Raw genomic sequence first — 24,465 nt, forward strand, 5'->3', positions numbered from 1 at the left:
ACTATATTCTAGATGATTGGAAATTAACCTTTAATTTTATAAAAATTTTACTTCTTGAAGTTTAATATAACTATTTTTTTCTCCTTTGATTTTGTTATTTCTGATTTGTTAAAAATAAAGGTGTCTGCTTTAACTACTTGCCACTCATTCATTTTCTTTATAAAACTATCTACCTTTGATAATTCTCCAAATTCAGGAACAAGTACTTCTGTTTGATAATGCATTGGTATAACAACCTTAGGATTTAATTGACTAACAACTTTAGAAGCTACCTCCCCATCTATTGTGTATAATCCTCCTACTGGAATCATTAATATATCTACTTTGCCAATACTTTCAATTTGCTCCTTTGATAATTCATGTCCTAAATCACCTAAATGACATACATTTACTCCATCAATTTTATAGGTATATACTGTATTCTCACCCCTTAGAGCTCCAACTTCTGTATCATGATATGTTTTTGTACCTTTAATTTTTATACCATTAATTTTAAATCTACCTCTTTCTCTTATAGCTGTAAAATTACTTTTAATAGCTTCTAAATAATTATGATCAGAATGATCATGACTAACAGTTGCTATTTCAGCATATAAATCTTGAACCTTATAGCCAATACCATCTGCAAAAGGATCTGTTACAATTTTAATTCCTTTCTCATTAGTAATTGTAAAAGAAGCATGCCCATTCCATTTAATAGAAGAAGATTTTTTTTCTAAAGGACTATTTATTTCTCCTGCAAATGCTACCCCACTCATCATGCAAATAGTTAATATAAAGCTTAAAACGTATACATAACCTCTTTTATAATTTTTTTTCATTTTAACCCCTCCATTTATTTAAGCCTCGGCTTTACTTTATAATTTTATTTTACTAATGATTTACCTTTTAAAACATAGAGTATCTACAATGATTATCTGCGTATTATCAATAAATATATTTTGATGATGTATTAAAATTTGCTATAGATTTCATAAAATTATTTTTATTTTGATTGATTTGTGGTATATTATTGGTATAATTAATTTATGCTAAATATGTAATGTTTTGTATTGTTTTATTTACATAATATTACTTTTAAGAGAATTTTGTTATATTAAAGCTACAAGATCTTGTATTTTCACTGGGTCTAGTCATGTTTTCATGTGCGAAGTTTGAGTGTATAAGTATGTGGAGATAGTTTTTTTGAAATTTAACTATTGGACAAGGAGGGTATTATGAACAAAGGGGAAATTATAAATAATAAATTAATATTGACCGTGTTTAAAATAACGCTAATATTACTTGTAGTTTTTATAATACTGTTTCAACTTAAAGAAAAACTTAATACAAGTTCGCAACCACCGTCACCTGAATGGGCTAAAGAAGTAAAAGTTTCAAGTGGTAATGTAACTACAGGTGTAAAATTAATAAAATTTCAAGGGAATTATGTACTTGCACATAATGACGGTAAAAATATAGAAATATTAAGGATAGATGCCCTTGGAAATGTATTAAAAAAAGAAAGAATTCCAGTAGATTTTACTGAACTTTATAATATAGCACTTATAGAAGATGGAAATTACTTATATCTATTTGTAGCATCACTAAATTTGACAACTGATCTTACAAGCTTTAAATTAGATAAAGATTTTCATGTTTTAGAGACAAAGCCATATTTAGGACAAAATGAGGTTTCGCAAGTTGATGATAATTCATGCATAGTAAGCTCTTGGGGAAAAGCTGAGTTCATAAATTATAAAGAAAATATATCTAAAATTGTAGAAGGAGATCTGTATCGGGAAACCTGTGGAGTGAAAACTAAGAAAGGATATTTATTTGTTTGTTCTAATAAATTAAGTGGGATTGAGTGTTTAATTATAAACAATGGAAAAATAATAAAAAAGAACAATTTCTCAGACATTATACCGCCCTCTCTTATATTCCATGTAAATAGTGTTACAATTTCAGCGGATAATGAATATGCTTATTTATTATTAAGCATTGGTATTAGAGGAGGCAAAATACAACAACAGACTTGTATTCAATTTGGACTAGACAATAATGTTGTAAAGCAATATTATTTCAAGGATTCACCTTTAACAGGCTTTGTAGCCTTGAAAAGTAATTCAGGAGGGAGATTTTTAGCTAAATCCTTTATGAGTGGTCAGATTACTGAGGTTGTAATGAAAAATGGTAAAATCAATTATGAATCCGATGTATCAAGGCTAAATAAATTAAATACTTTCCAATCTGGCAACGAAGATTACGTAGCATTTTGCAATTACGAAAAGTTTAATACCTATGGCATATATGTAACTTCGAAGTCGGAAGACTTTAAGGTAAAACATTCAGGCAAAACTTTGATAGAAAAGAAAAGGGCTTTATCAAGTGAAATGGCGGGAATAGCATCTATAGGGTTTCAGATATTTACCTTAGCATTCAATTGGCTTATACCAATTCTACTTGTTGTATCAATATATAGTATTGCATGTTTTAAATATAAATATGAAATACAAAAAATATTTTTTATAATATTTTCGGTTGCAGCAGGCATATTAAAAAGTTGCGTATTATATACTATAGTTTTTGCTAAATATAGTACAATGTTACCAGAAATAATGAATTCACCAGTTATGATTACGGGAATATGTATTCTTATAAGTGTTATAAGTTATGGATATTCCTATACTAGATACTGTACAGAAGAAGGAGGATTATTTGTTGTAAGGTTTCTGCCAGGACTTATTTTAGACACATTAATCACCTTACTTATTTTTGTACCGTTTATAACTAATCTGAATTAGGGACATTAAAATAAATAGCAAGTCAAAGATGCGACTGATATTTTGTTGAATGATAAGAAGGAAGCTTATGTCCAATTACTCGACTTAATAATTTTATTTAAATAAAGGGATTGGGGTGAACCAATGAATTTAAATGTAGATAAAGATAAATTCTCTATCATTGGTATTGATGATATTTATAAAACTGAGGTTATTACACAAAGCTTAAGTAGTAAAGAAAGAGCTTGGAGAAAATTTAAAAAAAATAAATTAGGGTTAGTTTCTATTATTATTTTAATGATATTGTTACCGGTAATATTGACAAGCCCCTTTTGGGCAATAGATAAGATACACGTAGCGGAGATTGAAAAGAATAATAGTATAACTGCTACTCAGGATACTGGTAAATTAACATTTGATAATAAATCTTTATTTTTTAGTAATTATAAAGAGAGAAACATGACTCCTAGCTTTAAGCATTTGTTTGGAACAGATGAAAATGGTATTGATATATTTAAAAATTCATTTTTTAGAGGAAGGTTATCTATCTTATTTGGAATAACTTGTGCTCTTATCAATATTACATTAGGCGCTCTTTATGGAGGAATATCAGGATACTTTGGAGGTTTAATTGATGATATAATGATGAGGGTAGCAGAGATTTTATCAAGCATACCTAATATATTATGGGTATCAATACTAGTGTTTGTAGTTGGAAATAGCTTCAATTCAATGGTAATCGCAATGTCAATAATGGGATGGACTGAAATGGCCTTCCTCATACGTGGACAGGTAATGCAGCTAAAAGAACAGGAATTTACGCTAGCCTGTCAAGCCCTAGGCGGAGATTATGGAAGAGTCATAGTAATACATATCATACCAAACATTACAAGTATGTATATATCAGGAATAACCTGTGCTATACCAAAATTTATAATGTATGAAGCTCTGCTAAGCTATATAAAGTTAGGTATTGCCTCACCATATGCTACTTTAGGATCACTATTAATGCAATACACAATGAAAGGAAGTATGATTTTTTACCCCTATCAAATATTACTACCAAGTATATTTTTAATGGTTATAATTTTATGTTTCCAAATTTTTGGAGATGCTTTAGCTGATGCTTTAGACCCAAAACTTGAATAAAGTACTTTAGTGGATTCAGACATTTTTGATAACACCAAGAGATAATTATCATCCATTTCCATTTAGTCTTTTCTATTTTGTCGTCAAACGGGCTCCACAAGCCTCATTTCCGTCAAAATTTCATGCCAAAAGGGCTCTAGCAGTTTTGCTAGAGCCCTTTTGGCGGAGAGAGGGAGATTCGAACTCCCGGAAGAGAATAACCCCTTCGCCTGTTTTCGAGGCAGGTACCTTCGGCCACTCGGACATCTCTCCATATAATCAGTTACCTTTTACAGTATAACATATTTAAGTTATATTTAAAGTATATTTACTAAATTATAGTCAAGTATATCCATTTTTAAAACAAGAACCATAATGGCTAGTGTTTACGCTTCTTATTTCTAATTACTTTAATAAAAAAGTATAGAGCAATAATTAAAATTGCTATATAAGTTATGAATTGACCAAATCCTGTTACTATAGGAACTATAGTCTCAAATGAATCTCCAAACCAATATCCTAGCCCCAAGTATATACATGTCCAGAACAATTCACCAAAAGCAACAAACAAACTAAAGGTCCAAAATTTATATTCTGTAAGGCCTGCTGCAGCATTTACAAAAGGTCCCATAGCCGATATTATAAATCTACTAAAAAAAACTGTGCTTCTTCCATGTTTACTTAAATAATTTTTAGCTTTCAATATCTTAGGGTGAATGTAAGTTTTTACTTTATAATGCCTATTTAAAGCTTTATCCCCGATAAATCTCCATATACTATAAGCAATATTATCCCCAATCCATGAAAAAAACCAAATTTCTAGTAAAAGTTTCACCACATTAAATTCACCAGCATAAGCAAAAGCTCCAGATGCCATTACAAGTAATGATGCTCCTGTTGGAATTCCTATACACTGAAGTACAATTATAATACTTAAAAACCAAATGTTATAGTTTCGAAAACATTCTATTAGTAAATTACTAAATTCACTCATGTTTTCTACCTTCTATCTCTCTATTACCTTGTATATTTTTATCACATTCTATTATTTTCTTTAAATTGTCCTTCATATCTTTTAAAGTTTTATTATATTTTTTGCCAAGGTCTTTGATATATAAAATTTCATCACCCTTCTGTGGAACAATCTCAAGAATTTTAAAGATTTCTTCTTCACTTATGTTATATTTTTTAGACATTTTTTTTACTGTTATCCATTTATGAGTACTCATATCTCCTATTTGTCTACTTGCTTTGGTAGGTAAGTCAATATTTTTAAATTCCAAATATAGTACCGTAAAACGTCTTACTATTATAAATGTAGTTATAATAATTAAAACTGATAATATAGCCGTTTTTACATTCTTTTTCATTAAATCCCCTCACTCTAATAATAGTGTATTATACATATTATAATAGAATATACCACTAGATTCAATAAGTGATACTGAAGTTAATATTGCAACATCTCAGGTGATGATTTAACTTAAAAGTTAGAACAACTATAAATTGTAAACAACTAAATACGTGGTAACAAATTGTATCCCTGTTGAACCTCTTATATAAAAGCATTATAATATACCTAAGGCTTTGATAATTAATTATGTAAATAGTTTTCATAACCTTGTCTTTACGTTTTTTAGGGAGGTGTAACCCATGTATAATGATATAGTAATGGATCATTTTTCTGATCCAAGAAATGCTGGAGAAATACTTGATGCTGATGCTATTGGTGAGACAGGTAACCCAATAGATGGCGATAAAATAAAAATATTTATAAAAGTAAAAAACAACCGCTTGGTGAATATTGTGTTTAAAACCTTTGGATGTGGTGCAGCAATTGCTGCAAGTAGCATGGTTACAGTATTGGCATTCAATAAAACATTAGAGGATGCTTTAAATATACAAAACGAAGATGTCTCTAAAGCTCTAGGCGGCTTACCTGCGGAAAAACTACTTTGTTCAAACATAGCAGCTGATGCCCTGCATAATGCAATAAAAAATTATTTATTAATACAAGGATTATAATTTTTCACTTTAACATTTTTTATCATAGGAGGCATTTAAATGATTTTATCAAAAGACCAAATTAATAGATATTTACGAAATATAATTATTCCTGAAATTAGTGGACCAGGCCAAAAGAAATTAACTGAGTCTAAAATTTATTTATATGCATCTACAGTGCAAGAAGCTTCTTCCCTTATATATTATCTTGCAGCCTCTGGAATAGGTTATATTTCTTGTTATTTTAAAAGCTCCCTTGGCTATGGAAAATTATTTAAGAACATACAAGACTTAAATAGTGATGTAGTTATGGACCTTATTGATAATGAATTAAAAGTAGTGTGCAGTAACTCTCTTTTTAATGAAGATTTTATAATTAGAATATTGATTAGTAAATATAAGGACCTCCAAAATAATTTGATAAGTTTTGATAACAGCAAGCATTCTTCTAAATTCATTCCTACAATCCTAGTAATTGACAATGCTTGGAATGGCTATCTTCAAACTTTTTGTAATAGAGAGGATTTTAATGAATTGCTTATAAAACCCCTACCCTTAGATTTAAATTTCCCACACAATGATGCTTATGAAAAAGAAGGTAGCCTTCTTTCTAATTGCATTCTTTGCGCGCTAACCGCAGTGGAATGTATAAAACTCTCTTTAAATATAGGAACCATATTAGATAACCCCTTATACTTTAATCTTCAATCTATGAAATTTTCCAAGTCGGATAATAAGATTTTTAATTTAGCAATAACTGATTTTATTAAAAATAGTTACTATGAGAATAAATCATCTAAGAATTCCCCCAAAAACCATAACACTAAAAAACTATCAGATAGTAAGGTATTAATTGTAGGTACTGGAGGACTTGGTTCTCCTGTAGCCTATGCACTATCCTGTTTAGGCATAGGAACCATCGGTGTTGTTGATTATGATAGTGTAGAAATAAGTAACCTTAACCGTCAAATACTTCATGCGACTTCTAGGATTGGCATGCCAAAGGTGGAATCAGCAGAAATTTTCATCAGTGATTTAAATCCAGATGTGAAAGTAGTAACTTATAATACTAGCATCAATGTTAACAATGCACTAGATATAATAGAGGGTTATGATGTTATTATAGATGCAGTTGATAATTTTCCAGCTCGCTATCTTCTAAATGACTCATGCTTTTTTGCTAATAAACCCCTGGTAGATGCAGCTGCTGTAAGGTTTCATGGATTAATTATGACAATACTTCCAAATAAGGGCCCATGTTATCGCTGTGCATTCCCTGTAATGTCTAATCAAAAGGCTGGTACTAGTTGCTCTGAAGCAGGTGTTTTGGGACCAGTACCTGGAGTAATGGGATTTCTTCAAGCAACTGAAGTTGTAAAGTTACTCTTAGACCTAGGAGATACTTTATGTAATAGGATAATCTACTATGATGCCTTGGATTCTGACTTTGATACTATTAGTATGAATAGATCCACAAACTGTAATTTATGTGGCACTGAGCCAACAATTAATACTCTTGTTGAATATAATAATGCAAGCGAAGCAACTCTCTCGTGAAAATCTAGTATTAGAATTTACGTACATCTAATTAAAAATAAATAAGAGCAAATTGGTTTTATATCCAATTTGCTCTTATTTATTCACCTAATTATTAGTCTTTAATGTATTTATTAATTGTAGCTGCACCTTCTTCGTTTGCATGATAGTAAACTCTTAAGGCACCTTCCTTATCCATATTAAATCTTGTTTCTTCAAGAAGGCCGTTAGCTTCTGCTGTCATTAAAGCTGTTATTACGTCATCTCTTTTAAGAGCTTTAAAATTACCATATTCGCCTTTTAAAGCCTCAATAACGTCTTCAGCGCAAGCTTCTTTAACTTTTGTAAAATGTTTTAATATAGCATAGTTAAGAGCTCTCATACTAAATTACCTCCTTTTTTTTGAACAAGTCCATTGGATTCATAGCAATTACTAGGATACCAACCATCATTAATACGGCAGCAATCCAAACGATTGGAGGTAATGACCAACCTTCCATACCTGCGAATACTCCAAGTATTATCCAACAACAGAACGGTCCCCAAAATGAGAATGTACCATTACATGCCATACCAAGAGCGGCACCACACATACTGTTACCCTTATACCAACTCATATATGAAACGAATGCACAAAGACCACCTAAAGCAAACCAAATCATAGCAGGACCACTTGTAAATGCCTGAACAACAAGATCAGTTGAAATCTTAGTACTACCTGCCATCATACCAAAAATAGGAATTAAAATAATTAAGTTTGAAATACCTGATATTGTCTGACGGATAGTAATACCAATATCAGAGTCAATCATAGATGTACCATAACCAGCTACACAACCTTCAAAGCCCCAACCAAGGGCAGCTATGAAAGCAATACAAACACCTAGGAACATACCTTTTGGTGCATCTCCACCAATGCTTGTGCTACCAATCATAAAACTAGCAATAACACAAATAGTAATACCTAACATCATACGCTTGGTTAATTTTTGTTTATATAATATTCTACCTAAAATAGCGCCAATAGCTGGGCAAAGAGCAGTAATAGGAATAACAATTGATCCAGCCATTTGAAGACCAACAACATATGCTGTACTAGAAATAGGGCCTCCTACAAGAGCCGCTAAAATCATTACACGACCTGGAGTAGTATTAATACATCTAAAGAAATCTCCAAGCTTACCTCTAACCCCTGCATAAAGTAATGCCCAAACAGCACTACAAGTATCATTTACCGCGCTACCAATTGCTCCTAGTAAATATGTGACAGCAAAAACAGATAAACCGGCTGTATTAGGACCATACCAGTCACCCCACACTCCCTTAGACATACCTAATGTCAAAAATGCCGAATAAAATCCATACATAAGACCTGAAAATAAAGCGATTGAGATACCCTTTTTGTAAAATTGTGATGATAACTTCTTTTTAGCAGCAATTGCCGAAGCACTAACTGTTCCTGTAACTTCGCTCATAAACAAAACCCCCTTCTTTTAAATATTTTTAGTATATTATGATTAAATTGTAATTTATAATGACCCTTTTTTCTTAACACAGTCATTCGAAATTTCTTGCAGAGTTTTATGCAACTTTAATCTCCTTAAAATTTAACCTTACTTAGCGGAAAATCAGAAACCGTTTTCCCTAACAACTAATACCGGCTCCAGCTTACATTCCCCCCTATTAATATAGCTTAATAAGAGATTTTTTCATGGCATAAAGTGCAATTTTTTACTGCATTATATCCGCCTGTTTTTTGAAGTTTTTGTACTATCGTTACTTTATTGCACTAATAGTTTAAATCAATACACCATAAGAGAAAATTATGGTGTATTTACCATAAAAACACCCTATAAATTGAAAGGACACAACTCTTTTTTAGTTGTGTCCTTTCAATTTATGGAGTGCACTTCAAACATCAAAACATATTTTCTCTACAAAACGTTATGGTTTCTTAATTCTTTACCATATCAGCAATGGAGTAATCTGATGAAGCCATAATTTCTTTAACATTCTTCTGAAAGCGTTCATATCTAGCGCAGCAGTAGTCGAGAAAATCGTCGCCACTGTAGTGCCTAATCATGGCCCATACCATCCAAAGCAAATCCTGCGCTACCATATAGCATTTTATTTTTAATATTTCTTCTGGTGTCACAAATTGGCCGTAGTAGTCCAAAAGAAAATCTTGAATTGCCTCTTCGGTAAGTCTAGATTCAAGAATATATGCAGCTACATCCCAGCTTGGATCGTTCATTCCAGAATATTCCCAATCTACAAGGTAAGTTCTTCCATTATCACCCACCACAAAATTTTCAGGCACTGTGTCATTATGACAGGGTACAGAAATTGTATTTTTAATATTTTTTTGCATAAAATCAATCAATTGTTTTTTTAATGGGGCGTAGTCAAAGAAAAAACCGCCGTTAAGCTCTTGAATAATCTGTTCATATTTATTAAGTTCCGTTTCCCAATCGAAGGAATTAGGAAAATTCTTTGGACTGGAGTGGGTTTTTTTCAGCAAACCAGAAACAGCTCTCAAGTTCGCGATGCAGCATGGATCAATAAGAGCAATGTTTTTGCTGTTTTTAATGTATACGCTGATTTTAATCCCACTAACCTCATCAAAATAAGCACACTCACAATTCAAACCAAACTCCGAAGCCATGCGATTGTTGATCTTTTCAATTTTTCTATCGATCATCTGATTGGTCATACCACCCGGTTGCCTTACAACATATTCGGTTCCCTTGATATTCATAAGGTAGTTGTAATTGGTAAGTCCGCCTGCAAAACGGGATTTATCGAATATAATGCTATCATCATTAAAAACGAGACGCAGTTTTTTTTGTACTAATTCTTCCATTTTCATTAATAATTCCACCACACATATATCAATATATTACTTTATAAATACTAAATATATTTTATTATAGCACATTTCTATCTAAAAAAAGAAAAAACAGAAAAATCACATCTTTAAAGTGGCTATTGTTCAAGAAAAGCAATATTGTACAATGTTGGATTTAAAATGGATACAATAGTGCTAAAACTATATATTGAATCTGCAATAAACTAATTGTTTTGTATGATACTGTTATATTAACAGTATTATTTTTTTGAAATAAGTCTTACTGTAGTAGCAAATAATAGGAGGTAAAAATCATGGAAGACAAGTTTAAACTGAAATCCAAGGTTTATTTTAATAAACAATCCATACAGGTTTTAGAACAGATTAAAGGCTCCCGAGCATTTATTGTCTCGGATTCCATAATGGAAAAGCTGGGATATCTTCAAAATGTGGTAGATTACCTGAGCAAAGCGGGAATAAGCTCCATTGTTTTTACTGGAGTTCGCCCTGATCCTGATGTCAATGTAATTGCTGAGGGTCTTAAGCTATATGGTGAAAGCGATGCAGATGTGCTAGTTGCAATGGGCGGAGGCTCTGCTATCGATACCGCCAAAGGAATTTTATATTTTTCATGGAAATTGGAAAGCGCAGCTGGTCGTGAAATGAAAAAACCGCTGTTTATTGCAATTCCATCTACAAGTGGAACGGGCTCCGAAGTAACGGACTTCGCTGTTATTACTTCCGGTAAGGAAAAGGTGTGCATAGTAGATGAGTTTATCGCACCAGACATTGCCATACTTGACTCTACCTGTATTCAGCATGTTCCCCAGCGTGTGATGGTGGATACTGGCATAGATGTTCTGGTTCATGCCATCGAGGCCTATGTTTCCACGAATGCAACCGACTTTACAGATGCTCTTGCGGAAAAAGCCGTCAAACTGCTCTTTGAAAATCTTGAAAAGCTTCACAAGGACGCGAAAGATTCCGATGCGAGAGATCGTGTTCAAAACGCTTCCTGCATGGCAGGAATGGCATTTACAAACTCGAATCTTGGCATCAATCACAGCTTGGCCCACGCTCTGGGGGCAACTTTTCATATTGCGCACGGTCGCTCCAATGCGCTCCTGCTTAATGCAGTAATGGAATACAACGCCGATTTAAGGGGAAGTGCCAACGGTTATACTACGGAAAGATACGCAAAACTGGCAATGCTTCTGCAACTTCCAGCCCGGACGCACCGTGAAGGCGCTGTGAATTTCATACAGGCTGTAGGTAAACTTAAAAAATCTCTGGGGGTCGAAGATAATATTCAGGCGCTTGGAATTGATCAAAAAGAGTTTGAAAGTGCTCTAGAACATATGTCCGAAACAGCTATGCTGGATAGGTGTACACCCACTAACCCTAGAAAGCCTTCTAAGGAAGATTTGATTTATATTTATAAAAAATGTTATTAATAAATGTCCAAAATCATAAAGAATTAGAGAGAATACAAATAGGCTAAAACTTGAGTTTTGGCCTATTTGTTCGACAAAATTCGGCAATAAGATATGAAGTTGTTTACTTTTATACTATTCTACATTATAATAATTAATAAGCCATACTCAGATTCGAAAGAAACCTTCCAGCCCATAGAACTTCAACATTTTTTTCTTTTGAATATAAATTACATGGCGGAAAAGGTGTGCTAAAAGCATGAATAAAAATAATAATCTGCTGAAAAAATTAATAGCATCCAATATTTTATATACCCGCTATATGAGTATTTTATCTCTGTCAGATCTTTCCTTATTTTTGATAGATACAAATGGAGATATTTTGTTTGAGTTTATTCCATCCCCAGATTTTTGTACCTATATATGCCAGAAAAATAGGAATCGAGTATGCCCCGACTACAAATGCCGACTCAATCCCAGCCAGTCGGATAGATTTGTCTGCCGATATGGACTTGAAAACATCCTTTTTCCCATCACGGTGCAGGATGAAACTTTGGGTTATATAGCCGGTGTACAAACATATTTGGAGGGTAATGAATATCAAAAACTCATGATTGATGTCCAGTCCCTCCAAGAGGATGAAACCCCCAAATTGGAATTTATAGCCAAATCAATTTCCGCGCTCAAAACCGTGGAATCAAATAAAATTAAAATACACGAGCAATTGTGTGGTCACATTGCCAAAAATATTTCTCTTGACTTAGCAGAAAGCGTCAGTCATGCCCATTTAGATGCGGTAAGATTGTCGATTGAAAAGGACATACTAGAGAAAAAAATCATTGATTTAGAAGCGAAAAACATGTCTCTGATGGTGAATCCCCATTTTTTGTTTAATACCTTGAATTGTATCGCCCGCATTGCATATTTTGAGCATTCTAAAACAGAGGAGCTTATCTATTGTCTTTCCGATTTGCTACGATACAATTTAAAGCAGGATAACCAGCTTCACACCATTGGCGCCGAAATTGACAACATTAAGAAATATCTGTATATCCAGAAGGTAAGATTTAAAAACCGTCTGGTATATGACAGCGACATTCCTGAGAATATTAAGTCTTACAGAATCCCCAACATGGTGATCCAGCCCATTGTGGAAAACGCTGTTATCCACGGCATCACCCCAAAGCGAGATGGAGGCAAAATCAGTATTTTTGCGGAAGAATATAAAAACGAGATTATTATTTCCATTATGGATAATGGAAACGGTTTTCCAAAAGATGTTCTGCAGAACATACAACAGTTTGAAAATAAATCGGGTCTAGGGTTTGGGAATACAGACAGACGTTTAAAACAATATTATGGAGAACAATATGGATTAAAAATAGTAAAGTCTGACTATAGCGGAAGTACCGTTACCATAACAATTCCCACCCACCCTATTGGGAGGTTATCGCGATGATAGTGGTCTTGATTGTGGAAGATGAAATGCTTGAACAAGAGTTCCTCAAAACAGTTGTGCTTGAGGATCTTTCCACCGAAGATACGCTACTGACCTGCGAAAGCGGAGTTCAGGCTGTGAAGCTGGCAAAGCAGTATCGACCAAATATTATCATAATGGATGTGATGATTCCTGAAATGGATGGTCTGAGTGCCATTGCGGAAATTAGAAAATTTCTGCCTAACGTGTGTATCACCATTTTGTCTGCTTACTCGGATTTTCCCTATGCACAGAAAGCAATCAAACTTAGGGTTTTCGAATACCAGTTAAAGCCCATCAAACCCAACGTCTTCAAGCAGATTTTCCTCAAAATGCTGGACTCGGTAGAGGAATCCCCTGTACTGGTGGAAGAAAATCCTGAGGAAAAGAGCACAGAACACAAGGAATACCTGCATAACTTTATGGAGGAATCCGTAAAATATATTAAAGAACATTTCAGAGAAAAATTGACTCTGGAAATAATTGCATCTAAGGTGTTTATGAATCCCAAATATTTCAGCCATACTTTTAAAAAGGAGATGGGTGTCGCATTTACAGAGTATGTAATTAATCTGAAAATTCAATATGCCTGTAGGTTGCTCGAGACAACTAATTATCCTGCTTACCGGATTTCAATTGAATGTGGCTTCTCGGATCCGTCTTACTTTAACAGAGTATTCTGTGCAAAGATGAACATGACTCCCAATACATATAGAAAATGTGCATGTTCGTCAAAACCCAAGGATTAAACTTGCGGTGTATATTTGAGTTTATAATTTAATTTTACAATACTTGCGGGCCTTTTGGGACCCGCATTTTACTTTTAACGACATTTTAGAAGAAAGTCTCCCACTTATATAAGTGAGGGAATATGCTATAACAAAAAAATAGGGCTGTTGCACAACTAAATAGTTAGTTGTGCAACAGCCCTATATCTAATATTTAACCATTATTTTAATAATATGGTTTAAATGGCAACATGTAATTTATTTTGCATCTTCTTCTGTTTTTATTGTTTTAGGAAGAATAGCTTCAACTTCAGCGTGTGGACGAGGGATAACATGAACAGAAACCAATTCACCAACACGTTGCGCTGCAGCAGCGCCAGCATCAGTTGCTGCCTTTACAGCACCAACGTCACCTCTTACCATTACTGTTACTAGACCACCACCAACAAATTCTTTACCAACTAGATAAACATTTGCTGCCTTAACCATTGCATCTGCAGCTTCAATAGCACCAACTAAACCCTTTGTTTCGATCATTCCTAATGCATCATATTTCATTTTTATTTCCTCCTAATTTTTTATTTTTTTTAATTTTTTAAATTATGCTCTGTAATTTATATGAATTATTCTATATTGTATCTTCTTCCCTCTTTAACATTTTAGGAAGAATCCCTTCAACTTCAACGTGTGGACGAGGGATAACATGAACAGAAATCAATTCTCCTACACGTTGTGCAGCCGCAGCTCCTGCATCAGTTGCTGCCTTTACAGCACCAACGTCACCTCTTACCATTACTGTTACTAAACCACCACCAACAAATTCTTTACCAACTAGATAAACATTTGCTGCCTTAACCATTGCATCTGCAGCTTCAATAGCACCAACTAAACCCTTTGTTTCGATCATTCCTAATGCATCATATTTCATTTTTATTTCCTCCTAATTTTTTATTTTTTATTTTATAATTTTAATTTTTGATAAGGAATTAAGATTCATAGCATTTGCTTCTTCTGTGTCAATATGACATTCTAGAGCCGAAGCATCATTTGCTCTAACAGCAACATTATTGTAACTGCCACCTCTCGAGCCACTAATTTCAATACTCACCGACTGTCCATCATGCACGCCAAAACGTTTTGCATCTTCAGGCGTCATGTGAATATGCCTTTGTGCAACAATCAGACCTTCTGTAGTTTGAACAGATCCCTTCGGACCAATTAACGTAATTCCAGGTGTTCCTTGTAAATCACCTGATAGCCTTGCCTGTGAAACTACACCAAGTTTAAAGGAATCTCCTGTAAGAACTTCAATCTGCGATTTACTACGCACTGGACCAAGAATTCTAACTTTCTCAATAGCACCCTTTGGACCGCAGATTGTTAATGTTTCCTTACATGCATACTGTCCAAGCTGTGACAAATCTTTACTCTTAGTAAGTTGATAACCTTCCCCGAACAGACTATTCAAATCAGCTGTAGAGATGTGAATATGGCGATTAGAAACTCCTACTGGAATTTCATACATATCCTCTTTCACGTCACTAGAAGACATATTAGATTGAACAGCCTCTAGCAAAAGCTTCAGGGCAGTTTCATAGTTATCCATTTTAGTTAGCTCCCTTCATTGCATTTACAAGTTCACTTACTAACTTCAAAAGCTTTTCATTATCAGTAGAAGCTTCACTTGTAACACCGCATCCTACACCCTTTTGAACTTCATAGCTAGAAGAGAGTTCAGGATGATTGAATGCAGGATCTTCAGAAGCTAATGTACTACAATCTTTAATGCCATATGCGACTCTCTTGATATTAATCAAATGCATCGGACCAACATTTTCAGAAACAGAACTTCCTCCCCATGTACCGCAACCTAGTGTAAATGCTGGTAAAAGTCCTGTGCTTAAACCAGTACCTCCTTGAGTTCCACCAGTATTAACCAAAATACGAGATGCTGGCTTTTTAGCAAACTTCATTACAATATCTTTATCCTCTGTATGAAGACTCATAGTGTGTCCTATACCATTTTGAAGCAGTTTGATACTGAGGTCACATGCCTCGTGCCAATCTCTAACTGTATAGAAAGCAAGTACTGTTGTCAATTTTTCGAAGGATAGTGGATAAGCATCTCCAACACCTTGCTGCTCACCTATTAGAATCTTCGTTCCCTCTGGAATTGAAATTCCAGCAGCAGTTGCAATAACTTGAGGGGATTTGCCTACGAACTTGGCACTCATGCTGTGCCCACCATTCTTAAACAGTAGTCCACAAACTTTTACAGTTTCTTCTGATGTCATAAAATAGCCGCCCTGCTTCTTAAATTCAGCTACTACCTGATCATGATTGCATTCTTCAACAATAATAGACTGTTCAGATGCACAAATGGTACCATAGTCAAAAGTCTTACTGGCAACAATGTTTTTAACCGCTTGCGCAACATTAGCACTTCTCTCAATGTAAGCTGGGGAGTTACCAGCACCAACACCTAATGCAGGCTTGCCCGCACTGTAAGCGGCCTTTACCATTCCAGGGCCTCCAGTTGCGATAATCATAGAAACCTCACTACATTTCATTAATTCATTTGTAGCCCCTACAGATAGCGTAGACATACCGCTAATAATATTAGCAGGAGCTCCTGCAGCTACTGCCGCATCATTCATAAGGGTTATCGCTTTCAATGTACACTTTAATGCAGCAGGATGTGGAGAAAATACAATAGCATTACGTGATTTAATTGCAATTATTGCTTTGTAAATAGCAGTTGATGTTGGATTTGTAGAAGGTACAATACCCATAATTAGTCCAACTGGCTCTGCAATATCAGTTACCCTATCAGCCACATTTTCACTAATCACACCAATAGTCTTCATATCTTTTATAGCATTATACACAATAGTAGACGCCATATGGTTTTTATAAGCCTTATCTTCAACTTTTCCAAAACCAGTTTCTTCCACGGCCATCTTGGCTAGACAAACCACATTTTCCTCTGCTACTCTAACCATGTTGCACAAAATTTTATCTATTTGTTCCTGCGTATAATCAGCAATCTGCTCTGTAGCGATTTTTCCTAGTCGCGCAAGATTTCTTGCTTCTTGTATAGATCGTAAATCCTTATCGTAATTTTCCATCTTATGATTCCTCCATTCATTTTCTTGTAAAAATTTTATAATATTTCTTTATCATTAGTTTAACTGCCTTAATTATTCCCGTAATATTCTCTGAATTTTGTAAGTAGCAGCCTCTTGTTTGCCTTAGAAACCGACCTTCCCGCAATACCAAAGTTCTTATATTCACGAGCTAGATTTCGAAGTTCTATAACCTTAACCTTGCTTAGAACCTCAATGGTTTCTTCCACACCGTATTCAAGTACCATTTTATCTACAGCTTCCTTATTAGGTACCTCACTCAAATCTCTTTGCAAAGAATCAGTTGTTTTTTCTGCAGTGAATTCCATAACTTTTAAATCTTTCACTACTAAGTCTTCAACCTCTACAGTGTCTTCCTCAATGATTTCAACTTCTTCTTCAAATTCAGTTTTTGTTGCCTCTGCATTTAACATTTCTCCACTTTTCAGCGGTGCTACAGGTATAATTATATTTTCCAAATCTTCATGTGGACGAGGAATAACATGCTCTGAAACTAGGGATGTGCTGTTTATTTTTCTAACTGCCGCGCAGCCAGCTTCTACAGCTGCTTTCACTGCACCCACATCTCCAGTTACAACAATGGTCACAAGACCTCCACCTACATATGTTTTTTCCAAAAGATTCACATTTGCCGCTTTAAGCATAGCATCTGCACTCTCAATAGCTGCAAGGAGTCCTATTGTTTCAATTAACCCAAGTGCCTGCATTTCCTACTCCTCCTTAACTTTGGTCAAGCGTTCTAATATGTAGCATAGAATGCTTTCATCTTGTCAGGTGAACCAAATGCTAATTTAGCTCCCTTAGGGAAGAATACTGAATCACCTGAATGTGCAGTATAAATCTTTCCGTCTACTGTTACTGTCAATGTACCTTCTACAACATAGTATAGTTCTTGGCAAGCAGTTTCCCAGTCGAAAGTACAACCTTCAATTGTAATAACCCCTGCATTCATTTTGCAACCGTCATCCCCATTAATAATTTCCTGATAAAATACTTTGTCATTAGGATTTCCAGTATCAAGAACTTCCATCTTTACAGAACTTCCACGAACTACCTTCAAACCACAAGGATCACACTCAGCAATATATGGCTTATTAGAAAAAGAATCAAGAATTCCGTTTAAAAGTCCTTTATCCATCATAGCTTTGAATACCTTGTAAATCATATCTGTGTCGATTCCACCATCACTGGCTTTTGCCAGTGATGAAGCTATTTCCTCACAAGAACTCTTTGCCGCGCAATCTTGCGCCTGGGAACTTTTCACCTCACAGACAGGAGCCTCCGTAGAAAACTCTATTCCGTAATTTCTCGCTGCGTCTTTGGCTGATGGAGTAAGAATTGTATTACTATCAATATAAAATACTTTTTGACCCTTCTTTTCCACATCTTCAACATCTTTTACACAAATTAATTTTTTCATTCCTTCACATCCTTTCATAAATATAAGTTCTCATATATTAGAACAAAGATGACAACAGTCTGCTTGAAGGCGAAGCTATAACTTCTGCATTTACAAGCAGTCCTTTTTCTTTTACTATAGCCTTTCCTGTTTCAATACCGGTTTCAACCGCAGCCACATCACCGGTAAAAGTAAAGAATGACTTACCGCCTAGTCCATTTCCCAAACGAAGCTCTATAGGTTGTAATTCCGCTGCTTTTAGAATTGCATCAGCAGCGATAACCATTGTTGAAAGGGAGAAAGACTCTATAATTCCTAGTGCCTGAATTTCATCTGGCATAGTTGCACCTGTGATTGCTGGGAATACTAAAGGACTGACATTTGGTATTACAATAGAATCAACCAAAAACTCTTCTGCTAACCGCTCACCAATACTTACGGAATCTTGAACTGATGCAACATCACCCTCAACAATAACTATATACTTACCGGGGCAAACAGAACTAGCTGTTACTATTTCCACATCAGAAATTTTCAACATCTGATCTGCTACATATATACCTCGCGCAATACTTGTAAATTCAACCATACCTATTGCTTTCGACATATCAGTCCCTCCTTATCCTAATAAAATCATTTCCACACTCTACAACCGTTCCTGAAATGCTGGCATGAATAGCAGCACCTAAACTATCTTCAGGAATTTTACCGATTAGCTGTCCCAGCTGCACATGATCGTTCACAGAAACAACGGTCATCGCAGGTGCCCCTACATGCTGCCTTGTTGCAATATGAACCAGTTCAGATTTTATTTCAACTTCCGTCATAAGAGCCGGCTTGTCAAAATCATTCAGACCTAGTCTAGCCACAAGACGCTTACTTGGAACCAAACGATACTCACGGCTTTTACGTGGAACAAATTCTGACTGTATGGGCTTATACCTTATATTCTGCTGGGCCAATTTCTCTTTAAAATAAAGATTTGCAGATTTCGGATATAATCCTACCGGACATGAGAAGAGTTCACATAAATTACACTGACAACACAGCTGTGAAATTTTTTGGCCTTCAACATCCGTTAATGCATAATTTAAAGCTCTCATCATCTTATGCGGTTGCACATTATGTCCAAGAAGATAGCGAGGACACATATCCGTACACATACGGCACTGCTCACAGGAAGCCCTATTTACTCTTTTTGCCTGATCTAAGTTCATAGATTTCTTGCGAATAAGAGAATGCTGTTTTTTCAAAATAACAAATCCCTTATTCTTCTTTGTAACGTATCCATCTATATTAGTCATGACAGGCCCCATCATAGGACCACCATCAATAACTGCATAATCATCAAAATTTTCTATACCACTCAGTTTCAGCACGTCTATAATAGGTGTGCCTACTGGCACCTTTACGGTCAAGCTTTTAGGTATATCTCCTGCAACTGTGATGTATTTTTCTGTAACTGACTGTCCCTTGGAAGCATTGTAAATATTTAATGCCGTTTCTGTATTAATTACTACACATCCAACCTGAATTGGGATACCCATTTCAGGAACAACTCTACCTGTCAATTCATAAACCAAAACTTGCTCATCACCTACAGGATAAACATCTGGAAGCTCTTTGACCTCAACGAAATCACCTACCTGCAATACCTTAATTCTCTCTCGCAAAATAGAAATTCCTTCTTTATGCTTTCCTTTAATACCTATAATAGCTTTGCTTGCAGAAACCAATTTCCCTGCTGCTACCAATCCTTTAATTACCTCATCGGGAAATAGTTTCATCAACTGCTGATCCACACGGAGCAGAGGTTCACATTCAGCTCCGTTAAGAAGTATATATTCTGACTTTGATGCTAGTTTTACATGGGTAGGAAACCCTGCACCACCTGCACCAATAACACCGGCGTCTCTCACCATATCAAGAAGACTCATTCTTACCCCTCCTGTTATTCTCTGGGGCACATAACAATTATCAATTGTTATGCCTCCTGTAGTTCTCTGAGGCACAAAAGAATTATTAATTCTTTTGCCTCCCAAATTTATCTGAAATTGCAATCATCATCAATGATTCCGACAACAACCGCATCAACTGGGATATCATCATCACCTAGCATTCGGCGAGCCGCGGAACCTGTGCTTACAATAACCCTGTCTCCAATACCAGCACCGATAATATCTACAACAATCAAACGCTCACCGGCACTGCTACCGCCAATTACTTCTGCTAGCATAAACTTTAATCCATTAAGTGATTCTGCTTTTCTTGTTGCCCATATGCTATCGATCAGTTTTGCTGTTATCATAAATCTTTCTCCTTTTTAAGCTGCTGCTTAATCTCTTGAATTGCAGATTCAACAGATGCAGTATCTCCAAAAATCGCAATCATTATCATGTTCTGCGGACAACTTCCTCTGATATCTTCTACTGTGACGCCAACCGCCTTTTCAGCAATATCCGCTGCGCAAATCATCTCTATCATTCTCCCCTGCACAAGACCAACTGCATCAACACAAATCCTGTTTTTGTCCACACCCGGTCCCATTCGCCGCATAAGAATATCTACAGTACCAACTGTGGGGGATTTAATAATTCGAAACTCCATATCTTAAAGCACCTCCTCTACCGTATACTTTGCTGCGTGCAGCTAAGTGCTATTCCTAGTGGGGTTACAAACATAGGATTTTTCGGCTTATGAGTAAAAATACCTGTCTGCTTCTCTATAATTTTTTCAATACCGGTTAGGCAGCATGTTCCACCCACCAAACATATTTCCTTTACATCATAACCTTTGATATGCTGATTAATAATAGATGCAATTTTTTCAACTACCGGCTTCAGTACTGGTAACAGTTCTTTGTGATTTTTAGGATCACGCTTATACAATTCACCTTCCGCAAAAGGCATTTTATATGCCCCTGAAACAACTAAGGAAAAATGTGTACCTCCTGTTGGCTCATCCTCAATACAAACAACTTCTCCATCCTTTAGAATGGAAATTCCGGTTGTTCCACCGCCAACGTCTACAACTGCACCATCCTTAATTTTAAGGACATTATTGGCAGCCGTACATTCATCAAGCACGTTTGTCACTTCAAAACCAGCAGCCTCAACCACATTCTTAACTGCTCCTGAATCCAAAGCATCTGTCCCTGGCGGAATGGCAGCCGCCGCATAAATAAGTTCCGTACCAATTTTTTCTTCAATCTCTTGCTTAAGTTCTCTAACAATTTTAATTGCACCCATATAATCTACAACCATACCATCACGAACTACATCTGCATATCTATAAGCACCTGCCACGGGTTTATAATTTTCATCCAAAACCGCTAAAACAACACATGCGGTTCCCAAATCAACTCCTGTATAGTAAACAGATGATTTACCCACAATAGGATGTTCCACTACATATTCAAAATCCCGAACTAGCTGATCACAGTATTCAAAATTCAACTTTTTCTCTGGCATTTTTCACCTCCTAAAACCGAACAAATCATTTGGGACAAGGTATTAACAATCTGATTAACCTTCCCAATAACTTCTATGCATAACTCATTCTCATCATTACTTCCCTCATATACTTCTAAAACAACTGGTTCAATTTCGCGAAGATCACAGCGTAGCCTATGCAAAATTATGATTTTTCTTCCCTCTTTAAGTTGCATATGGAACTCTGTTATTTCAGTGCAGTCATCCAAATCTTCAGAAAAATCATCCGCATTTATTCCTGTACATTCCGTGAAGTGGATGTTCTCGGCAGGGCCTTTACCCTCCACAGCATTCTTAATGCTTGCGAACTGTTTGCCTAAATTAATAAGGTTCTGTGCCAAGCATACATCCCCACCCAAAAGTTCTTCGTAAGATTGAAGGAACAATGCTTCCGTGGACTTCATCTTGCTACGGAGTTTCTTCTTTTTCCAATTATTCTTCTTCTCAGGTATTTCAGGTGACTGTTTTACATTTACAATATTTTTCTTTGTAAAAGGATCATTGTCATACATATTGATCCCTCTATCCGACAGAAACTGACGTGCTCCAGGCGTAAGTCTTGCTCCTGGTTCTATTTCATAATTTGTAAAAGGTTCTGTTTTATTGAAATCCCGTAAATCACTTTCGGTAATAAATTTCATTTTATTCCCCCTTTACTTCTTTTTCAAAAGTAAATAAATATTCTTTTAAAGATGCCATGCCTAGGCCACTAGAAGCACTAATCTTATAATAAGGCTCAGGTACTCCTATTTGCTTAAGCTGCCGGAAACACAAATCTTCATTTTCCGCCATTAAATCACTTTTCGTTATTACACCAATTACAGGACATATAAATGCCTTTGCAAACCCAGGTGGATAAACGTTACCGCATCTTGACTGATCAACTAAAATCAAAACATGTGATGCATCTTGCGCGGTTGCAATTAAATGTTTATACATCCATGGGTTTTCAATATATGCACCTGGAGCATCTATAGTATTCTTTCCATAAATAATATCCTGTGTTTTCCTGAGTGGTCCATCATAATCATTAAGCGTATTAACCAATGTGGTCTTTCCACAATTCATGGGTCCTATCACCATTACTCGCTTCTTTATCATGTTCTTGTAATAGGTGCTGTCGTAAAGTCTAGCAAATTTTTCAATGTATCATTTACCGCATTAAGTGCTGTTTCAACGCTCTGCACATCTCCAGTGATAATTAGAGACCCCGTAAAACGATCCAGAAAACCAATTTCAACATCCGCAGCCTTTGTTGCAACATCCGCTGCAATAATAGCGGCTTCGAAGGGTGTTATAGTTAAAATTCCAATTGACCCTTTATTGTCTATCCCTAGGCGCTCATAAATGTCCGGCATAGGTGAGGCAATAACATGAGCAATTGTAACCTGCTTTCCAGGTACCGATTCTTCTATGACACGTTGTATAGATTTTTCACCAACTGTTCCCATAAAAGTTACCTCTCAATCTATTTTCTATTTATTTATCAGTGCTTGATAACCGCAACTGGGAAATCATATTTTTTAATCCAGCTCTCAATCATGTCAAGCTCTTCACTGCTTAAGCTTGGATCTCCCTCTATTGGGTAGTCCATTTCTAATTGTGTGTACTTATTTACACCCATTTTGTGGTAAGGAAGCAAATCTATTCCTTTAAAATTTTTATATTCACGGAAAGGCATCAAAAATTCAATTACACTCTCAATCTCATCTCGCCTATCATTTATGCCTTTAAGCAAGGGCATTCTCACCTTAACATTATACCTACGTTTTAAAAGTTCCTTTAAGTTTTCTAGTATTCTCTCATTGTGAACTCCCGTAAGTTCATAGTGACGCTCAGCATCAACATGCTTTATATCAAAAAGGAATAAGTCTGTAAACTGCGCAACCTTAAGTATTGATTCCAGTTTTGCATATCCTGATGTTTCAATAGCAGTATTGATTCCTTCTTGCTTACATGCCATAAGTAAATTTGTTGCGAACTCAGGTTGCATAAGTACCTCTCCGCCACCCAGCGTAACTCCACCACCTGATACATCATAAAACATAACGTCTTCTTGAATAATTTCCATAAGCTGCGAAACAGTTTTTATCTCTCCTACAATGGATAATGCGGATTCAGGACAAACATCCACACATTTACGGCAACCTATACAATCAATGCTATGGTTCACCTCATGTTTTAGTTCTTTCGAAATAGTATGTATTCCTACGGGACAAACAGTAGCGCAAGCACCGCAATCAATACAGGAATCTCTTTTAAACATAACTTGATATTTTCGTTCCAATCCTTCAGGATTAGCACACCACTTGCATCTCAATGGGCATCCTTTAAAAAACACTAGTGTCCTTACACCCGGTCCATCATACATATTATATTTTTGAACATTAAAAATCATTGCTTTTCTTTCTATTACAGCTACTTTTGTATTGCTCATAATATCTAATCTCCCGTTCAAATAAATAATTCAACTGCGCCCAATCCTGCATCATAAGATAATTGGGCGTCAG

Annotated in this window: 28 protein-coding genes and 1 tRNA gene; 7 read left to right on the forward strand and 22 right to left on the reverse strand. The window is 35.4% G+C overall.

Features of this window, described 5'->3' with window-relative positions; translation table 11 throughout:
* Positions 1-47 precede the first annotated feature (47 nt).
* Entirely contained in the window at positions 48-821 is a 774-nt protein-coding gene (locus ACREV6_RS13775) for an MBL fold metallo-hydrolase (protein WP_431578613.1), read from the reverse strand.
* 396 nt (positions 822-1,217) lie between these two features.
* Between ACREV6_RS13775 and ACREV6_RS13780 the strand changes: the two genes are divergently transcribed.
* Both ACREV6_RS13780 and ACREV6_RS13785 read left to right on the forward strand, forming a co-directional pair.
* On the forward strand, positions 1,218-2,786 hold the full coding sequence (locus ACREV6_RS13780) for a hypothetical protein (protein ID WP_431578614.1): 1,569 nt from the start codon (positions 1,218-1,220) through the stop codon (positions 2,784-2,786).
* Between the two features lie 123 nt (positions 2,787-2,909).
* Entirely contained in the window at positions 2,910-3,914 is a 1,005-nt protein-coding gene (locus tag ACREV6_RS13785) for an ABC transporter permease (RefSeq protein ID WP_431578615.1), read from the forward strand.
* A gap of 160 nt (positions 3,915-4,074) precedes the next feature.
* Here the strand turns inward: ACREV6_RS13785 and ACREV6_RS13790 are convergent.
* The 3 genes from ACREV6_RS13790 to ACREV6_RS13800 all read right to left on the reverse strand — a co-directional run bounded on the left by ACREV6_RS13790 (position 4,075) and on the right by ACREV6_RS13800 (position 5,263).
* Positions 4,075-4,166: transfer RNA gene (locus ACREV6_RS13790), tRNA-Ser, on the reverse strand.
* Positions 4,167-4,272: 106 nt separating this feature from the next.
* Positions 4,273-4,887, reverse strand: a complete 615-nt coding sequence (locus tag ACREV6_RS13795; protein WP_431578616.1) for a DedA family protein — start codon at positions 4,885-4,887, stop codon at positions 4,273-4,275.
* Complete coding sequence (locus ACREV6_RS13800; protein WP_431578617.1) at positions 4,880-5,263, reverse strand: hypothetical protein; 384 nt, start codon at positions 5,261-5,263, stop codon at positions 4,880-4,882. The genes ACREV6_RS13795 and ACREV6_RS13800 overlap by 8 nt, the downstream gene beginning before the upstream one ends.
* A 283-nt stretch (positions 5,264-5,546) precedes the next feature.
* Between ACREV6_RS13800 and ACREV6_RS13805 the strand changes: the two genes are divergently transcribed.
* Both ACREV6_RS13805 and ACREV6_RS13810 read left to right on the forward strand, forming a co-directional pair.
* The gene (locus ACREV6_RS13805; RefSeq protein WP_431578618.1) at positions 5,547-5,918 is read left to right on the forward strand and encodes an iron-sulfur cluster assembly scaffold protein; all 372 of its coding nucleotides are present in this window, start codon (positions 5,547-5,549) and stop codon (positions 5,916-5,918) included.
* Positions 5,919-5,957: 39 nt separating this feature from the next.
* On the forward strand, positions 5,958-7,454 hold the full coding sequence (locus ACREV6_RS13810) for a ThiF family adenylyltransferase (RefSeq protein WP_431578619.1): 1,497 nt from the start codon (positions 5,958-5,960) through the stop codon (positions 7,452-7,454).
* 94 nt (positions 7,455-7,548) lie between these two features.
* On the opposite strand, the gene ACREV6_RS13815 is transcribed toward ACREV6_RS13810, so the two are convergent.
* The 3 genes from ACREV6_RS13815 to ACREV6_RS13825 all read right to left on the reverse strand — a co-directional run bounded on the left by ACREV6_RS13815 (position 7,549) and on the right by ACREV6_RS13825 (position 10,302).
* Positions 7,549-7,815, reverse strand: coding sequence for a hypothetical protein (locus ACREV6_RS13815; RefSeq protein ID WP_431578620.1), 267 nt, complete (start codon positions 7,813-7,815; stop codon positions 7,549-7,551).
* A gap of 1 nt (position 7,816) precedes the next feature.
* Positions 7,817-8,908 carry a DMT family transporter gene (locus tag ACREV6_RS13820; protein ID WP_431578621.1) on the reverse strand — a complete coding sequence of 364 codons (1,092 nt, stop codon included), beginning with the start codon at positions 8,906-8,908 and terminating at the stop codon, positions 7,817-7,819.
* A 479-nt stretch (positions 8,909-9,387) separates the two neighbouring features.
* Positions 9,388-10,302 carry a choline kinase family protein gene (locus ACREV6_RS13825; RefSeq protein WP_431578622.1) on the reverse strand — a complete coding sequence of 305 codons (915 nt, stop codon included), beginning with the start codon at positions 10,300-10,302 and terminating at the stop codon, positions 9,388-9,390.
* A gap of 293 nt (positions 10,303-10,595) precedes the next feature.
* Between ACREV6_RS13825 and ACREV6_RS13830 the strand changes: the two genes are divergently transcribed.
* The 3 genes from ACREV6_RS13830 (at position 10,596) to ACREV6_RS13840 (ending at position 13,940) form a co-directional block, all read left to right on the forward strand.
* A complete protein-coding gene (locus ACREV6_RS13830; RefSeq protein WP_431578623.1) occupies positions 10,596-11,735 on the forward strand; it encodes a 1-propanol dehydrogenase PduQ in 1,140 nt (379 codons plus the stop codon).
* A 238-nt stretch (positions 11,736-11,973) separates the two neighbouring features.
* On the forward strand, positions 11,974-13,173 hold the full coding sequence (locus ACREV6_RS13835; RefSeq protein WP_431578624.1) for a sensor histidine kinase: 1,200 nt from the start codon (positions 11,974-11,976) through the stop codon (positions 13,171-13,173).
* The gene (locus ACREV6_RS13840; protein ID WP_431578625.1) at positions 13,170-13,940 is read left to right on the forward strand and encodes a response regulator transcription factor; all 771 of its coding nucleotides are present in this window, start codon (positions 13,170-13,172) and stop codon (positions 13,938-13,940) included. The genes ACREV6_RS13835 and ACREV6_RS13840 overlap by 4 nt, the downstream gene beginning before the upstream one ends.
* A 237-nt stretch (positions 13,941-14,177) precedes the next feature.
* Here ACREV6_RS13840 and eutM (ACREV6_RS13845) read toward each other — a convergent pair whose 3' ends face one another.
* From eutM (ACREV6_RS13845) to cutD, 15 genes are all read right to left on the reverse strand, one after another.
* Positions 14,178-14,477 (reverse strand): ethanolamine utilization microcompartment protein EutM, encoded by a 300-nt coding sequence (eutM, locus tag ACREV6_RS13845; RefSeq protein WP_431578626.1) that lies wholly within the window; start codon positions 14,475-14,477, stop codon positions 14,178-14,180.
* Between the two features lie 70 nt (positions 14,478-14,547).
* A complete protein-coding gene (eutM, locus tag ACREV6_RS13850) occupies positions 14,548-14,847 on the reverse strand; it encodes an ethanolamine utilization microcompartment protein EutM (RefSeq protein WP_431578627.1) in 300 nt (99 codons plus the stop codon).
* Between the two features lie 27 nt (positions 14,848-14,874).
* Positions 14,875-15,525 (reverse strand): phosphate propanoyltransferase, encoded by a 651-nt coding sequence (locus tag ACREV6_RS13855; protein WP_431578628.1) that lies wholly within the window; start codon positions 15,523-15,525, stop codon positions 14,875-14,877.
* A gap of 1 nt (position 15,526) precedes the next feature.
* Positions 15,527-17,047: an acetaldehyde dehydrogenase (acetylating) gene (locus tag ACREV6_RS13860; RefSeq protein WP_431578629.1), complete on the reverse strand. Its 1,521-nt coding sequence runs from the start codon at positions 17,045-17,047 to the stop codon at positions 15,527-15,529.
* A 68-nt stretch (positions 17,048-17,115) separates the two neighbouring features.
* On the reverse strand, positions 17,116-17,772 hold the full coding sequence (locus ACREV6_RS13865; RefSeq protein WP_431578630.1) for a BMC domain-containing protein: 657 nt from the start codon (positions 17,770-17,772) through the stop codon (positions 17,116-17,118).
* Positions 17,773-17,804: 32 nt separating this feature from the next.
* Positions 17,805-18,485: a EutQ-related cupin domain-containing protein gene (locus tag ACREV6_RS13870; RefSeq protein ID WP_431578631.1), complete on the reverse strand. Its 681-nt coding sequence runs from the start codon at positions 18,483-18,485 to the stop codon at positions 17,805-17,807.
* Between the two features lie 37 nt (positions 18,486-18,522).
* Positions 18,523-19,071, reverse strand: coding sequence for a BMC domain-containing protein (locus tag ACREV6_RS13875; protein ID WP_431578632.1), 549 nt, complete (start codon positions 19,069-19,071; stop codon positions 18,523-18,525).
* 1 nt (position 19,072) lies between these two features.
* Positions 19,073-20,401, reverse strand: a complete 1,329-nt coding sequence (locus ACREV6_RS13880) for a 4Fe-4S dicluster domain-containing protein (RefSeq protein ID WP_431578633.1) — start codon at positions 20,399-20,401, stop codon at positions 19,073-19,075.
* A 107-nt stretch (positions 20,402-20,508) separates the two neighbouring features.
* Positions 20,509-20,772 carry a EutN/CcmL family microcompartment protein gene (locus tag ACREV6_RS13885; RefSeq protein ID WP_431578634.1) on the reverse strand — a complete coding sequence of 88 codons (264 nt, stop codon included), beginning with the start codon at positions 20,770-20,772 and terminating at the stop codon, positions 20,509-20,511.
* Positions 20,769-21,071: a BMC domain-containing protein gene (locus ACREV6_RS13890; protein ID WP_431578635.1), complete on the reverse strand. Its 303-nt coding sequence runs from the start codon at positions 21,069-21,071 to the stop codon at positions 20,769-20,771. The genes ACREV6_RS13885 and ACREV6_RS13890 overlap by 4 nt, the downstream gene beginning before the upstream one ends.
* 17 nt (positions 21,072-21,088) lie before the next feature.
* A complete protein-coding gene (gene eutJ / locus ACREV6_RS13895; protein ID WP_431578636.1) occupies positions 21,089-21,934 on the reverse strand; it encodes an ethanolamine utilization protein EutJ in 846 nt (281 codons plus the stop codon).
* Complete coding sequence (locus tag ACREV6_RS13900; RefSeq protein ID WP_431578637.1) at positions 21,916-22,596, reverse strand: ethanolamine utilization protein; 681 nt, start codon at positions 22,594-22,596, stop codon at positions 21,916-21,918. The genes eutJ and ACREV6_RS13900 overlap by 19 nt, the downstream gene beginning before the upstream one ends.
* Before the next feature lies 1 nt (position 22,597).
* Positions 22,598-23,056, reverse strand: a complete 459-nt coding sequence (locus ACREV6_RS13905) for a EutP/PduV family microcompartment system protein (protein ID WP_431578638.1) — start codon at positions 23,054-23,056, stop codon at positions 22,598-22,600.
* A complete protein-coding gene (locus ACREV6_RS13910; protein ID WP_431578639.1) occupies positions 23,053-23,406 on the reverse strand; it encodes a BMC domain-containing protein in 354 nt (117 codons plus the stop codon). Before ACREV6_RS13910 ends, ACREV6_RS13905 begins: the two co-directional genes overlap by 4 nt.
* A gap of 35 nt (positions 23,407-23,441) precedes the next feature.
* Positions 23,442-24,392, reverse strand: coding sequence for a choline TMA-lyase-activating enzyme (gene cutD, locus ACREV6_RS13915; RefSeq protein WP_431578640.1), 951 nt, complete (start codon positions 24,390-24,392; stop codon positions 23,442-23,444).
* Positions 24,393-24,465 lie beyond the last annotated feature (73 nt).

Source organism: Clostridium sp., from assembly GCF_050717515.1.
Classification (GTDB): Bacteria; Bacillota; Clostridia; order Clostridiales; family Clostridiaceae; genus Clostridium_AD.